At 74.0% G+C, this 13,722-nt stretch carries 11 protein-coding genes; 4 read left to right on the forward strand and 7 right to left on the reverse strand.

The annotated features are described in order from the left end of the window. Nucleotides 1-86: 86 nt before the first annotated feature. From PP1_RS25200 to PP1_RS25210, 3 genes are all read right to left on the reverse strand, one after another. Nucleotides 87-1,097 carry an Acg family FMN-binding oxidoreductase gene (locus PP1_RS25200; RefSeq protein WP_029239875.1) on the reverse strand — a complete coding sequence of 337 codons (1,011 nt, stop codon included), beginning with the start codon at nt 1,095-1,097 and terminating at the stop codon, nt 87-89. Further along, complete coding sequence (locus tag PP1_RS25205) at nt 1,094-1,534, reverse strand: hypothetical protein (protein ID WP_060575205.1); 441 nt, start codon at nt 1,532-1,534, stop codon at nt 1,094-1,096. Before PP1_RS25205 ends, PP1_RS25200 begins: the two co-directional genes overlap by 4 nt. A 100-nt stretch (nt 1,535-1,634) precedes the next feature. Further along, nucleotides 1,635-2,210, reverse strand: coding sequence for a maleylpyruvate isomerase N-terminal domain-containing protein (locus PP1_RS25210; RefSeq protein WP_010240098.1), 576 nt, complete (start codon nt 2,208-2,210; stop codon nt 1,635-1,637). A 54-nt stretch (nt 2,211-2,264) separates the two neighbouring features. Between PP1_RS25210 and PP1_RS25215 the strand changes: the two genes are divergently transcribed. After that, on the forward strand, nt 2,265-3,443 hold the full coding sequence (locus PP1_RS25215; protein WP_075314554.1) for a PIN domain-containing protein: 1,179 nt from the start codon (nt 2,265-2,267) through the stop codon (nt 3,441-3,443). Between the two features lie 54 nt (nt 3,444-3,497). Here the strand turns inward: PP1_RS25215 and PP1_RS25220 are convergent, their stop codons facing one another. Together PP1_RS25220 and PP1_RS25225 are read right to left on the reverse strand one after the other, a co-directional pair. Beyond that, nucleotides 3,498-4,400: a DUF2188 domain-containing protein gene (locus PP1_RS25220; RefSeq protein WP_010230401.1), complete on the reverse strand. Its 903-nt coding sequence runs from the start codon at nt 4,398-4,400 to the stop codon at nt 3,498-3,500. 92 nt (nt 4,401-4,492) lie between these two features. Next, a complete protein-coding gene (locus PP1_RS25225; RefSeq protein ID WP_010230404.1) occupies nt 4,493-4,891 on the reverse strand; it encodes a DoxX family protein in 399 nt (132 codons plus the stop codon). A gap of 164 nt (nt 4,892-5,055) precedes the next feature. Between PP1_RS25225 and PP1_RS25230 the strand changes: the two genes are divergently transcribed. Then, nucleotides 5,056-5,685 (forward strand): DedA family protein, encoded by a 630-nt coding sequence (locus tag PP1_RS25230; RefSeq protein WP_010230407.1) that lies wholly within the window; start codon nt 5,056-5,058, stop codon nt 5,683-5,685. Nucleotides 5,686-5,996: 311 nt separating this feature from the next. Next, nucleotides 5,997-6,251 (forward strand): hypothetical protein, encoded by a 255-nt coding sequence (locus PP1_RS25235; protein ID WP_010230410.1) that lies wholly within the window; start codon nt 5,997-5,999, stop codon nt 6,249-6,251. A 62-nt stretch (nt 6,252-6,313) separates the two neighbouring features. Here PP1_RS25235 and PP1_RS25240 read toward each other — a convergent pair whose 3' ends face one another. Together PP1_RS25240 and gltB are read right to left on the reverse strand one after the other, a co-directional pair. Further along, nucleotides 6,314-7,765: a glutamate synthase subunit beta gene (locus tag PP1_RS25240; protein ID WP_010230413.1), complete on the reverse strand. Its 1,452-nt coding sequence runs from the start codon at nt 7,763-7,765 to the stop codon at nt 6,314-6,316. After that, nucleotides 7,758-12,308, reverse strand: a complete 4,551-nt coding sequence (gltB, locus tag PP1_RS25245; protein WP_029239548.1) for a glutamate synthase large subunit — start codon at nt 12,306-12,308, stop codon at nt 7,758-7,760. The genes PP1_RS25240 and gltB overlap by 8 nt, the downstream gene beginning before the upstream one ends. Before the next feature lie 529 nt (nt 12,309-12,837). Here gltB and PP1_RS25250 point away from each other — a divergent pair. Beyond that, on the forward strand, nt 12,838-13,677 hold the full coding sequence (locus PP1_RS25250; protein ID WP_202968888.1) for a (2Fe-2S)-binding protein: 840 nt from the start codon (nt 12,838-12,840) through the stop codon (nt 13,675-13,677). Nucleotides 13,678-13,722 lie beyond the last annotated feature (45 nt).

Consider the following 13,722-nt stretch of genomic DNA (forward strand, 5'->3'; position numbering starts at 1 on the left):
CGGCCGCCGGGACGGGTGCCGTCCGGACGGCCCGGCCGGGCGGGCCGAAGGTCCGTGTCCGGCCTCACGCCGCCGCCCGGCCGCGCTCAGGCGTGACCGTGCACCAGCACGTCGGAGAGGCGGCGGCGCGGGGTGGCCGGGAGCTCCCGGTCGTCCGGGGCGCGCCCGATCCTGATCAGCAGCTGGGCGTGGTCGGGGGTGCGCAGCACCCGCGACGCCAGCGCCGCCCGGGTCGCCCTGGTCTCCAGGATCCGGGTCAGCGGGCAGGTCGCGAGGCCCGCGCGAGTGGCGGCCAGCAGCAGCGCGCCGCCGGCCTCCCCGGCCGCGAGCCGGGCCTCGTCGTCGTCGGCGGGGGTGCTGAGCACGAGGATCGTGGCCCGGTCGTGGGCGAGCGGGTCCACCGGCAACGACCCGGGCGGGAAGCGGACGGCGAGATCGTCCCCGGCCGTCCGGAGTGTGCCCGCCGGGACCGACGAGGCCCGCACGCCGTCGCGGGAGCCGGCGTAGCGGTGCGTCCAGACCAGCAGCTCCGCGGCCTGACCGGGCCGCCGGCGGGCGTCGCGGGCGGCCTCCCGCTCCAGCTCCGCGAGCTGTTCGCGGGCCGCCGTCCCCGTCACGGCGTGCAGGGCGACGCCGTAGCGGGCGGCGCGGAGGCCGAGCGCGGCGCGGGTGTGCGGGGCGAGCTCACCGTCGGTGAAGGGACGGCGGTCGCTGCGCCGGACCGCGATGGCGGGCGCGAGGACGCGGTCGGCGCGCGCGGCCCGGTCCGGTGGCTCGCCGGTGAGACGGACCGTGGCCAGATGGTGGCGGTCGTCGGTGGGGAAGCGCAGCGTCTCGTGCCCGACGTCCGCCGCGGCCAGGGCGACGTGCAGGTGGGAGAGCGCGCTGCCGCAGCTGACCAGCAGGTCGCGGCCGTCGGGATCGGTGAAGGGCAGCCGCCGGTCCGGGTCGCCGTACAGCTCGATGCGGTCGGCGCCGATCCGCCAGCGCCACGGCTGGCTGTTGTGCACCGAGGGCGCCATGAGCGCGGTGGCGACCGCCTGCCGGACGACACCCGGGCGGGGTGGGGTCGGCCCCGGGACCCCGGGCCCGGTCACGACGCGCCCACCGGGGTGCCCGTCCCGGCGAGCTCGCCGGCGATCGCCGACGCCCACGGCCCCCAGCCGGCCGCCTCCGGCCCCTGCACGGGTCCCCGCAGTTCCACCCCTGCCGGGGGCACCGGGTGCGGGTGCCGACCGGGACCGGTGCGCGGGTTGGCATCGAACATCCAGAGTGGACGGTCGCGCAGCAGGTCGTCGTCGTGGTGCAGGAAGCGGTGGGCGGCCAGGCGCGCCCACGGCCGGTCCCAGGCCCCGCCGAGGACGACGGCGCACACCCCGTCGAGCGGGGGGAGGTCGCCCGCGGCGGCGATCAGCGGGCTGTGGCCGTGCACGACCAGCGCACGCCCGATCTCGGCGGCCGCGCGCAGGGTGCGGTGGTCGGCAGAGGCGAGCGCGACGAGGACGGTGCCGGCCGGCGGGTGCGGGGAGTTCATGGGTCTCCTCCTCCGGTGGAGGGCCCAGTCTGCTCCGATCCGCCGCGGACGGGGAGGGCCGACGGTCACCGGATTTCCGGGACGCAGTACCCCGTGCGGATCAGGTGTGCGGGGCGCCGTACCACCGCCACCGCGACGGCGGTGGGACCCCGTTCAGTGCTGCCCGGCCGGTCCGGTGCAGCAGTGTCGCCGCCGGGTCGTCGCCCGGGTCGGTGTCCGGCCAGAGGCGGGCGAGCACACCGCGGCACAGCGGGGCCGGCATCGTCCAGCCGACGCCCAGCCCGCGGGTGATGTCGTGGGTGTGCACCAGCACCTCCACCACGCCCATCGCGGCGAAACCGCAGGCGTCGCCGTCGCCGTAGGGGTGCCAGCCGCGGACGCCGGGCGGCGCCGTGCGGACCACCGACGCGAGCATCGCCCCGCCGGTCTCCACCACCAGGATCAGGCCGTCGACCGACGCCGCGGCGGGGACCGTGAGCTCGAACGGCGGGTAGTCACCCGCCGGCGCGACGGCGACCTGCGCGGCGTAGCCGAACAGGTCGTCGGCGACGTGCACGGCGGTGTCCCGGCACGACCACTCGAGCGGCCCGGCCGGGGCCGACCAGTCGGCGTCGTCGGTCCCGCGCAGCGCCTCCGTCATGACCACGACCGCCTGCTCGACGTCCTCCGCTCGCATGACGGGCAGTCTCCCGGCCGGTCCCCGGCGGTGCACCGGGATTAGTCTTCCGCGGTGGCCCACGAGGACGAACGCATCGCCCTGCTGCTCGACTACGAGAACCTCGCGATCGGCGCCCGGGACGGGCTCGGTGTCGTCCCCTTCGACTTCGGCCCGGTCGCCGACGCACTCGCCGAACGGGGCCGGGTGGTGGTGCGCCGCGCCTACGCGGACTGGTCGGCGTTCGACGAGGACCGCCGCCTGATGGCCCGCGCCCAGGTCGAGCTCATCGAGATCCCGCAGCGGATCGGTGGCTCGCGGAAGAACGCGGCCGACATCAAGCTCGCCGTCGACGCGATCGAGCTCGCCTACGAGCGCGAGTTCGTGACGACGTTCGCGATCGCCACCGGCGACTCCGACTTCACCCCGCTGATGCACAAGCTCCGCGAGCTGGACAAGCGGGTGATCGGGATCGGGGTGCAGTCCTCGACGTCGGCACTGCTGCCGCCGGCCTGCGACGAGTTCCTGTTCTACGACCGGTTGCCCGGCCTGGAACCGAGCCGTGAGCCCGCTCCGCAGCGCCGCAGGCGGGGCACGGCGCGCCCGCCCGCCGCGGCGGCGGCCGCCGAGCCCGTGGCCGCCGCGGCCCCGGCGCCGGCCGGGGCCCCGGCGCCGGCCGGGGCCCCGGCCGCACCCGAGCGGGACCAGAACCCGTTCGGTCTCACGTTCTCCGACGCCACCGAGGAGACCGCGACGACCGGGGCCGAGGAACGCGACGTCGACGGCCTGGTGGTCAGCACCCTGGCCGGCCTGGCCCGGCACGCCGACGGTCCGGTCCTCGCGTCCCGGCTGAAGCGGGCGATCCTCCGCAAGGACCCCACCTTCGACGAGGCCGACCACGGGTTCCGCGGGTTCGGCGAGCTGCTGCGCCACCTGGAGACGCAGGGCGCGCTGTCGCTGGCCGCCGGGTCGGCGCAGGGCGACCCCGAGGTCACGGTGCCCGACGACCCCGACGCCGACCAGGACGCGTTCGCGCTGCTCGTCGGCGTCGTGCGGGACCTGAGCGCGGCCGGCGGACCGCCGCAGCTGTCCGGGCTGAAGGACCAGCTCCGCAAGCGGGTGCCCGACTTCTCGGAGAAGCGGTTCGGCTTCGGCAGCTTCCTGTCGTTCGCGAAGGCTGCCAGGGCCCGGGACCTGATCCAGATGGAGTGGCGCGACGACGTCGGCGACTACGTGATCAGCCCCGCCCCCTGACATGGTCCGGCCCCGCCCCGGACGTCCTGCGGGGCGGGGCCGACGGGGCCGGGGTCAGCGGCCGGTGGCCTTGCGGGTGCCGCTCTGGAAGAGCTTGCCGGCACGGGAGGTGACGGCGCCGGTCACGCCGAACGCGGTCGCCACCGCGCCGGCGGCGACCCGGCTACCGAACCGGATCGGGTTCAGCGGCCGGTAGAGGCGGAGGGCGAACTCGTCGAGGCGGACGGCGGCGCGCTCACCGTCGTCGTGCAGCTTGCGCGCCAGCCGGGCACCGGTGTCGTCGAGGTCGTCCTCGACGCGCTCACCGACCCGGGCGGCCCGGTCCGCGCTGCGCACCGCGGTGTCCGCGCCCTCGCCGGCGACGGACCGCAGCGTCGCCGCGGAACGCTCCGCCGAGGCGGTGGCCTCCCCGGCGACCTGACGTCCGGTACGGGAGGCGGTGCCCGCCAGACGCTCGCCGGTGGCCTTCGCCGCGTCGGCGGCGTCCCGGCCGGCGTTCTCCGGCTTCTTGCCGTTGTCGGAGACCTTGCGCGCCTCCGCTGCGACCTGCTCGGCGCCGGTCTTCGCCGTGTCGCCGGCCGTCGCCGCGGCGCTGCGCGTCTCGCCGGCGACCTTCCGGGCGGTGGTGGCGGTGTCGGAACCGATCTCGTCCGCCGCGCGGCCTGCGGTGTCGGCGGCCTTGGCCGCCGTGTCCGCGGCCGCGGTCCCGGTCGCGGAGGCGGTCGCCCTGGCCGCGGTGCCGGTGGTGGAGTCCGAGCCGGCTTCCACCGAGCGGCGCTCGCGGACCGAGCCGTCGGTGCCGTACACGACGAGGTTGCCGCCGCCGTCCTTCGCGATGATCTCCACCGCCCTGGTGATCGCCTCGGCCTGGGTGCCGGCCTTGGCGCTCGGGCGCTGGGCGTTCTGCTTCTCGACGGTCCAGCCGTCGTCGACCGGCTTCACGTGGCGGTCGGCCATGGCGGGTTCTCTCCTCTGGGAAGACTGCGGAACGGCGCCGGAGCGCCCGTGTCGGTCGGGGGGTTCCCCGTCGCACGACGGGTAAACGCTGGTCAGCGCTTCGTGGTGAGGGTCTCCCGGCGGCCGGCGGCGACGAGGCCGAACAGCACGCCGAGCACGACCGGGGTCAGCACCAGCGCTCCGCCGTGCAGCACGAACGCCTGCGTGAGCGCCGCGCCGATCATGAGCAGGACCAGGCCGACCGCGGCGGGGCCGGCGTACCGCCTGGTCATCAGGCCGATCCCGCCGGCGAGCTCCAGCACCCCGACGAGGTAGCGGAGCCACTGGCCGATCCCGATGTCGGTGAAGATCTGCACCGCGGAGGCCTCGCCGACGAGCTTGGGTGCGGCGGAGGCGACCACGATGAACAGGCCCAGCAGGATCTGCAGCACCCACAGCGTCCGGTGCAGCGCGGGGGAGACGGACGGGCGGGTGGCCGACGGCGCGGACATGACGTACCTCCGGGGGCGGGCCACGGCCGGTCCGTGGCACTCACCCGATCAGACCGGGACGGGCCACGGAACTCATCGCGGAGCCCGGGGGGATGCCCCCGTTACGCCGTGTGTGGGATCTGCGAGGGTCGTGGGACGACGCACCGGACACGGAGGTCCCTCGGGTGGAGCTGGTCACGGCGGTACTGCACAGCGCGTGGCTGATCCCCGCCCTGGTCCTGATGATCGCGGTGGACGGGCCGATGCCGGTGCTGCCGAGCGAGACCGTCCTGATGACGGCGACGGCGACGGCGGGCGTGTCCGGTGACGTGCCGATGGTGGTGGGCCTCGTCCTCGCCGCGGTCGTCGGCTCGATGACGGGTGACCTCGCCGTGCACGCGCTCGGCCGTGGCTCGCACCGGTTGCTCCCGCGCTCCGCCGACACCGACGACCGTCCGGCGGTGCGCTGGGTCCGGGAGAACCTCGCCCGCCGTCCGGTGACGGTGCTCGCGGCAGCCCGGTTCCTGCCCGGCGGGCGCCTGGCCGGCTGTGCCGCGGCCGGACGGCTGGGGCTGGGTCTGCGCCCGTTCCTGGCCGGGTCGGCCGTGAGCTCGGTGCTGTGGGCGTCGTACATGCTCGCGATCGGGCTCGCGCTCGGTCCGGTGACCGGCGGCAACCCGCTGCTGTGCGTGCTGGCGGGCGGGGTGCTGGCCGTGGTGACGGCGTCGCTGTTCTGGGTGGCGAGCCGGGTGCGGACGCTGCGGCGGCGGGCTCACGGGTCCGCACGGCCGGTCCCGGCGCTCGCGGGCCGCTGACCCGGCGCCGCTCCACGAGTTACACCACCGGGCACCGGGCCCGCGAGCGGACTCGCGGTACCCGATGTCCCGATGGTGCCCGGCACCGACAGGGGCTCCCGGTTCTGCAGGTGCCGGTCGCACGGTTCAACGCACGAGAGCGCCCCGGGTTGTGGTGCGGGTGGCGGTCGTTCCGGGTTCGACCGCGAGCGGCATCGCGTCCGCGACGGACGGGGCCGTGACGACGACCGGAGGCCGATGTGGACCGTTTCGGTGCGATCGCCGGTCGTCGGGTGGCGACGGGCGGGGGTGATCCGGTTCATACTCGCTGGATGCGCGAGTCACGATGGCGGGCCGAGGTCGGCACGGCGAACGCGGCCTGGCTGGCCACCGCGTGCCGGACGGCCCTGCTCGCCCGCGAGTACCGGCCGGTCGACGCCGGGGACGGGGTCGTCGAGTTCGGCCGCCGCGCCCTGGGCGCCATCCGCGAGCTCGGTGAGGAGGAGGACGGCTACGTCACCGACGACGCGGACGGTCTCCGGATCTGGATCGGTGACGACGCGTTCGACCTGGAGCTCGTGGAATGAGTCGGGGCCCGGCCGCGGTGTGCGGCCGGGCCCGGACTCGTTCGGATCCGTGTGGCGGGCGCTCAGCCGATCTGGCGGTCCGTCGGGTCGATCGGCCGCGGGAGCACTGTGCGGCCGGTCAGGTAGGTGTCCACCCCGGCGGCCGCGGAACGGCCCTCGGAGATCGCCCACACGATGAGCGACTGCCCGCGGCCGATGTCGCCGGCGACGAACACGCCGTCCGCGGACGACATGTAGGTCTCGTCGCGGGCGACGTTGCCGCGCCCGTCGAGCTCGACCTCCAGGTCGGTCAGGAGCCGGCCCTTCTCCGGGCCGACGAAGCCCATCGCCAGCAGCACCAGCTGCGCCGGGAGCTCCTGCTCGGTGCCCTCGACCGGCTCGAAGCCGTTGTCGCCGCGCTTGACCTCGACGATCCGGATGCCGGCGAGCCTGCCGTCGGCGTCCTTCACGAACTCGGTCGTGTTGACCGAGAACAGCCGCTCGCCGCCCTCCTCGTGGGCCGAGGACACCCGGTAGACCATCGGGTAGGTCGGCCAGGGCATGCCCGCGGTGCGGTCCTCCGGCGGCGTCGGCATGATCTCCAGCTGGGTCACCGAGCGCGCACCCTGGCGGTGCGAGGTGCCCAGGCAGTCGGCGCCGGTGTCACCGCCACCGATGATCACGACGTCCTTGCCCTCGGCGGAGATCGGGGGCGCGTCCATGTCGCCCTGCTGCACGTGGTTGGCCCACGGCAGGAACTCCATCGCCTGGTAGACGCCCTCGGCGTCACGGCCGTCGGCGGGGATGTCGCGCCACGCCGTCGCGCCGCCCGCGAGGACGACCGCGTCGAAGTCGGCCCGCAGCTGCTCGACGGTCACGTCGGTGCCGACGTCGACCGAGGCCCGGAAGTGGGTGCCCTCGGCGACCATCTGCTCCAGCCGCCTGTCGAGCCGCGACTTCTCCATCTTGAACTCGGGGATGCCGTAGCGCAGCAGCCCGCCGATGCGGTCCGCCCGCTCGAACACGACGACGTCGTGCCCGGCACGGGTGAGCTGCTGGGCGGCGGCCAGCCCGGCCGGCCCGGACCCGACGACGGCGACCTTCTTGCCGGTCTTCGCCGCGGGCACCTGCGGGGTCACCCAGCCCTCGTCCCACGCGCGGTCGATGATCTCGATCTCGACCTGCTTGATGGTGACGGCGTCGTCGTTGATCGCGAGCACGCACGCCGCCTCGCAGGGCGCGGGGCACAGCGTCCCGGTGAACTCCGGGAAGTTGTTGGTGGCGTGCAGCCGCTCGGTCGCCTCCCGCCAGTCCTTGCGGTAGACGAGGTCGTTCCACTCGGGGATGAGGTTCCCCAGCGGACAGCCCTGGTGACAGAACGGGATGCCGCAGTTCATGCAGCGCCCGGCCTGCTTCTCCAGGCTCTGGCGGGGGAAGTCCTCGTAGACCTCGCGCCAGTCCATCAGGCGCAGGTCCACCGGTCGCCGGGTCGGGGTCTCCCGGCGGGTCGTCATGAAGCCCTTCGGGTCACCCATGAGCAGCCTCCATGATTGCCTGGTTCACGTCGCGCCCCTCGCGCTCGGCGTTCTCCGTCGCGAGCAGCACGCGCTTGTAGTCCTTGGGCATGACCTTGCCGAACCGCTCCACCGCGGCGTCCCAGTCGGTGAGCAGGGCGTGCGCCACCGCGGAGCCGGTCTCGGCGTGGTGCCGCTCGACGCGGTCCCGCAGGATGGCGCGGTCGTCCTTACCGAGCGGGTCGAGGTCCACCATCTCCGGGTTGACCCGGTTCTTGTCCACGTCCAGCACGTAGGCCACGCCGCCGGACATGCCGGCCGCGAAGTTGCGCCCGGTCCGGCCGAGCACGACCACCTGACCGCCCGTCATGTACTCGCAGCCGTGGTCGCCCACGCCCTCGACGACGGCGACCGCGCCGGAGTTCCGCACGCAGAACCGCTCGCCGACGACGCCCCGGATGAACATCTCGCCCGAGGTGGCGCCGTAGCCGATGACGTTGCCGGCGATGACGTTCTCCTCGGCGGGGAACGGCGCCGACGGGTCCGGCCGCAGGGTCAGGCGTCCGCCCGACAGGCCCTTGCCGAAGTAGTCGTTCGTGTCGCCGACCAGCCGCAGGGTGATCCCCTTGGGCACGAAGGCACCGAAGCTCTGGCCGGCCGCGCCGGTGAGCGTGATGTCGATCGTGCCGTCCGGCAGGCCCTTGCCGCCGTGCGCCCGGGTCAGCTCGGACCCGAGCATGGTGCCGACGGTGCGGTTCACGTTGCGCACCGGCAGGTCCAGCGTGACCTGGTCACCGTTGCGCAACGCGCCCTCGGCCAGCTGGATCATGGTGTTGTCCAGCGCCTTGTCCAGGCCGTGGTCCTGCTCGCGGGTCCGCTTGCGCGGCACGTCGTCGCCGTGGTCACCGACCTCGAAGATCGGGGACAGGTCGAGGTGCTTCGACTTCCAGTGCTGCGCGGCGGTGTCGACGTCGAGCACGTCGGCCCGGCCGATCGCCTCGTCGATGGAGCGGAAGCCCAGCTCGGCCAGGTACTCCCGCACCTCCTCGGCGACGAACCGCATGAAGTTGACGACGTACTCGGCCTTGCCGTCGAACTTCTTGCGCAGCTCCGGGTTCTGGGTCGCGACGCCGACCGGACAGGTGTCCAGGTGACAGACGCGCATCATGATGCAGCCCGACACGACGAGCGGGGCGGTCGCGAAACCGAACTCCTCGGCGCCGAGCAGCGCCGCGATGACGACGTCGCGGCCCGTCTTGAGCTGGCCGTCGGCCTGCACCGTGATCCGGTCACGCAGGTTGTTGGCCATCAGCGTCTGCTGGGTCTCGGCCAGGCCGAGCTCCCAGGGGCCGCCCGCGTGCTTGATCGAGGACAGCGGCGAGGCGCCGGTGCCGCCGTCGTGGCCCGAGATGAGCACGACGTCGGAGTGCGCCTTGGACACGCCGGCCGCCACGGTCCCGACGCCGACCTGGGACACCAGCTTCACGTGGATGCGGGCCCGCGGGTTGGCGTTCTTCAGGTCGTGGATGAGCTGCTTGATGTCCTCGATCGAGTAGATGTCGTGGTGCGGTGGCGGCGAGATGAGGCCGACACCCGGTGTCGAGTACCGGGTGGTCGCGATCCACGGGTAGACCTTGCCGCCCGGCAGCTGACCGCCCTCGCCGGGCTTGGCGCCCTGCGCGATCTTGATCTGGATGTCGTCGGCGTTGACCAGGTACTCGGACGTGACGCCGAACCGGCCGGACGCCGCCTGCTTGACGGCGCTGCGGCGGGAGTCGCCGTTCGGGTCCGGGGTGAAGCGGTCCGGGTCCTCCCCGCCCTCACCGGTGTTCGAGCGCCCGCCGATGCGGTTCATGGCGATCGCCAGGGTCTCGTGCATCTCCTGCGAGATGGAGCCGTAGGAGATCGCGCCGGTGGCGAACCGGGTCATGATCGACTCGATGGACTCGACCTCGTCGATCGGCACCGGGGCCCGCAGCCCCTCCTTGAAGCCGAACAGGCCGCGCAGCGTCATCAGCCGCTTCGCCTGCTCGTCGACGGCCTTCGTGTACTCCTTGAAGACGTCGTACTGGCCGGATCGGGTCGAGTGCTGCAGCTTGAAGACGGTCTGCGGGTTGAACAGGTGCAGCTCGCCCTCGCGGCGCCACTGGTACTCGCCGCCGACCGCCAGGGCCCGGTGCGACGCGCGGACGTCGTCGGACGGGTAGGCGCGCCGGTGGTGGGCCAGCACCTCCTCGGCGAGGACGTCGAAGCCGACGCCGCCGAGGCGGGAGGTGGTGCCGGTGAAGCAGGCGTCGACGACGTCCTGCCCCAGGCCGACGGCCTCGAAGATCTGCGCGCCGGTGTAGGACGCGACGGTCGAGACACCCATCTTCGACATGGTCTTGCGGACGCCCTTGCCGAGCGCCTTGACCAGGTTCTTCGCCGCGGTCCGGCCGTCGACGCCGGGGATGTCGCCCCGCTCGGCGAGGTCCTCGACCGTGGCCATCGCCAGGTACGGGTTCACCGCGGAGGCGCCGTAGCCCAGCAGCAGCGCGACGTGGTGGACCTCGCGGGCGTCCGCGGACTCGACGACCAGGCCCACCCGGGTGCGCGAGCGCTCCCGGACGAGGTGGTGGTGGACCGCGCCGGTCAGCAGCAGGGACGGGATCTGCGCGTGCTCGGCGTCGACCCCGCGCTGGGACAGCACGATCAGGCGGGCGCCGCCCTCGATCGCGCGGGACACCTCCTGCTTGATCTCGGCGAGCCGGGACAGCAGGCCCTTGCCGCCGTCCTTCGCGAGGAAGGTCCCCTGCACGACGTGCGAGGCGAAGCCGGGGAACTCCCGGTCGTCGTTGATGTGGACGATCTTCGCGAGGTCGTCGTTGGTGAGCACCGGGAACGGCACGACGACGGTCCGGCAGTGCGCCGGGGTCGCGTCGAGCAGGTTCTGCTCGGGCCCGAGCTGGCTGAACAGCGAGGTGACGAGCTCCTCGCGGATCGCGTCCAGCGGCGGGTTCGTGACCTGCGCGAAGAGCTGGATGAAGTAGTCGTAGAGCTGGCGCGGGCGCTCGGAGATCGCGGCGAGCGGCGCGTCGTTGCCCATGGAGCCGATCGGCTCGGCGCCGCCGACGGCCATCGGGCGGAGGACGACGTTGAGCTCCTCCTCGGTGTACCCGGACGCCTGCTGGCGCAGTGTGAGCGCCTGGTGGGTCGGGGTCTCCCGGTGCCGGTCGGGGAGCTCCTCGAGGCGGATGAGGCCGGCGTGCAGCCACTCCTCGTAGGGGTGCTCGGCCGCCAGCTCGCCCTTGACCTCGTCGTCGTCGACGATCTTGCCGCGCTCGGTGTCGATGAGGAACATCCGGCCCGGCTCGAGACGGCCCTTGCGGACCACCTTGTCCGGCTCGACGTCGAGCACGCCGACCTCGGAGGCCAGCACGACGAGCCCGTCCTCGGTGACCCAGTACCGGGCGGGCCGCAGGCCGTTGCGGTCGAGGACCGCACCGATCTGGGTGCCGTCGGTGAAGGCGACCAGGGCCGGTCCGTCCCAGGGCTCCATCAGCGTGGAGTGGTACTCGTAGAACGCCCGGCGGGCGGCGCCCATCTCGGTGTTGTGCTCCCAGGCCTCCGGGATCATCATCAGCACCGCGTGCGGCAGGCTGCGCCCGGACAGGTGGAGCAGCTCGAGGACCTCGTCGAAGGTGGCCGAGTCCGACGCGTCCGGGGTGACGATCGGGGTCAGCCGCGACAGGTCGCCCGGCAGGTTCGCGGACTCCAGCAGCGCCTCGCGGGCCGCCATCCAGTTCCGGTTCCCGCGCAGGGTGTTGATCTCACCGTTGTGCGCGACGTAGCGGAACGGGTGGGCCAGCGGCCACGCCGGGAACGTGTTCGTCGAGAACCGCGAGTGCACGACGGCCAGGGCCGAGGTGACGCGCTCGTCGGTCAGGTCCGGGTAGAACGCGGCGACCTGCGGCTCGGCGAGCATGCCCTTGTAGATGACGGTGCGCGGCGACAGCGACGCGAAGTAGGTGTCGTGCCCGTGCTCGACCCGCTTGCGCAGGCAGAACGCGCGACGCTCCAGCTCGATGCCGCTCGGCGCGCCCGCGGGGTCGTCGCCGGTCAGCTCGGCGCCGCCGACGAACAGCTGCCGGAAGATCGGCATCGCGGCGAGCGCCGTCGGGCCGAGGTCGGCCGCGTCCGGGTCGGTGGGCAGCTCGCGCCAGCCCAGCACCGTCAGGTTCTCCTCGGCGGCCAGCCCGTCGATCGCCCGGACCGCCGCCTCGGCGGCCTCCGGGTCCTGCGGGAGCATCGCGATGCCGGTGGCGTACGCACCGGCCGCGGGCAGCTCGAAGTCGGTGACCTCGCGGTAGAACTCGTCGGGTACCTGGATCAGGATCCCCGCACCGTCACCGGTGTTGTGCTCGGACCCGCGCGCTCCACGGTGCTCCAGTCGCAGCAGGGCCTCGATGGCCTTCTGCACGATGGAGTGGTCGCGCTTGCCGGTGACGTCGGCCAACATGGCCACACCGCAGGCGTCGTGCTCGTGATCGGCGGCGTACAGACCACCGGGCGAGGGGCGACGCATCTGGTCACTGATCGCGGCCAACTGCTCCTCCTGTCGTCTCGGTGCACCTCTGCCACCCGCATCGGACGACCCGGGACCAGGCAGCTCGCTGCGGTCCGAAAGGGTTCTCAGAATACAGCGCTGCGCCGGTACGGGGCGTGCGAAGTGGGCCGTTCAGGTGCACCGTGCCGCCGGGCGGGTGACCGACGGACGTTGTCCTCCGGGCACGACGAGCGGCCGGGCGCTGGTTGTCAGTACCCGGCCAAAACCCTGCGGCACGGTTCGACCGCACACCCCGGCGAGTGCGGTCTGGCGAGAGCACAGAGTCGCATGCCGCCGCCCGGACGCGCTACTGATGATCGGGCCCCGGGCCCGTGATGTGGATCGCTGGCCATCCGACCAGGGCGACGTTGCCGTCCTGTGTCCGGACGGTGAGCGACGCGTGACCATCCGACGGGAGGGGTCTCGTGCCGAGGGTATCGCTGCGCGTGCCCGATCCGTTACCGCAACGGTGCGGCGGATCCGGCCCCGCCGGGGGAGAGTGGCCGCGATGGACCTACCCGCGCCCGGCCGAGCCATGTCGGCGTCACCTGATCGGACGACGATCGCGGCGGTGCTCGCCGACGTCGCCCGGATCGGCCCGTGGTTCGCCGTCGGCCTGCTGCCGGCCGGCGCCGCGGTCCCGTCGCCCGGCCGGTCCGCCCGCGCGGGTGCCGGCGGGACCGGGCCGCGCCGCTGGGACGAGCTCCACGCGCCGCCCGGTGCCGGGACCGACCCGCTGTCGGCGCGGATCGACCAGGTGGCCGCCGCCCTGCGCACCGACCGGCGGGTCGCGGCGTCGATCGCGGTGCAGGGGATGGCGGCCCGGCTGGTGTCGATGCCGTTCGCCGCCGTCGCGCTGCACGGGGTGCTGCCGTCGCTGGGCGACCTGCACCGCGACCCCGGTGCCGACGACCCGTGGGCACCCGCCCTGCCCGCGGAGCCGGTCGCCGTCGTGACCCCGGACGCCCGCACCGACCCGCACGGCGCCGCCGGTCTGCTGGCCCGGGAGCTCGCCGGCACCCACCTCGAACCGCTCTACGCGGCCGTCGGTGCCCGGGTGTCGGTGTCGGAGCGGGTCCTGCGCGGCAACGTCGTCTCCGCGATCGCCGGGGCAGCCCGGGTGATGGACACCGCGCGGCCGGCGGACCGGCCCGCGTTCCTCGCGCTGCTCGACGCCCTGGTCGGGCACCCCGGGCTGGCCGGTCCGCTGCCGGACGGGGCGACCGGGCGCCTGTCCCGGCCCACCGGCGACGCCGGGTGGACCTTCCACCGTCGCTCCTGCTGTCTCTACGTCCGGGTGCCCGGCGGTGGCACCTGCGGCGACTGCGTCCTCGCCGGACGGGGCTGACGGGGCCGGGCACCGTCCGGCCGTGCGGGGAGCTCCCCGGCGGGG

The organism is Pseudonocardia sp. P1, from assembly GCF_000178675.2.
Taxonomy (GTDB): domain Bacteria; phylum Actinomycetota; class Actinomycetes; order Mycobacteriales; family Pseudonocardiaceae; genus Pseudonocardia.

Excerpts from the sequence above, each read along its gene's own strand:
- PP1_RS25220 (WP_010230401.1), bottom strand. The coding sequence starts at position 4,400 with ATGGCCGACCGCCACGTGAAGCCGGTCGACGACGGCTGGACCGTCGAG.
- PP1_RS25250 (WP_202968888.1), top strand. The coding sequence starts at position 12,838 with ATGGACCTACCCGCGCCCGGCCGAGCCATGTCGGCGTCACCTGATCGG.
- PP1_RS25240 (WP_010230413.1), bottom strand. The coding sequence starts at position 7,765 with ATGGGTGACCCGAAGGGCTTCATGACGACCCGCCGGGAGACCCCGACC.
- PP1_RS25225 (WP_010230404.1), bottom strand. The coding sequence starts at position 4,891 with ATGTCCGCGCCGTCGGCCACCCGCCCGTCCGTCTCCCCCGCGCTGCAC.
- gltB (WP_029239548.1), bottom strand. The coding sequence starts at position 12,308 with ATGCGTCGCCCCTCGCCCGGTGGTCTGTACGCCGCCGATCACGAGCAC.
- PP1_RS25235 (WP_010230410.1), top strand. The coding sequence starts at position 5,997 with ATGCGCGAGTCACGATGGCGGGCCGAGGTCGGCACGGCGAACGCGGCC.
- PP1_RS25205 (WP_060575205.1), bottom strand. The coding sequence starts at position 1,534 with ATGAACTCCCCGCACCCGCCGGCCGGCACCGTCCTCGTCGCGCTCGCC.
- PP1_RS25210 (WP_010240098.1), bottom strand. The coding sequence starts at position 2,210 with ATGCGAGCGGAGGACGTCGAGCAGGCGGTCGTGGTCATGACGGAGGCG.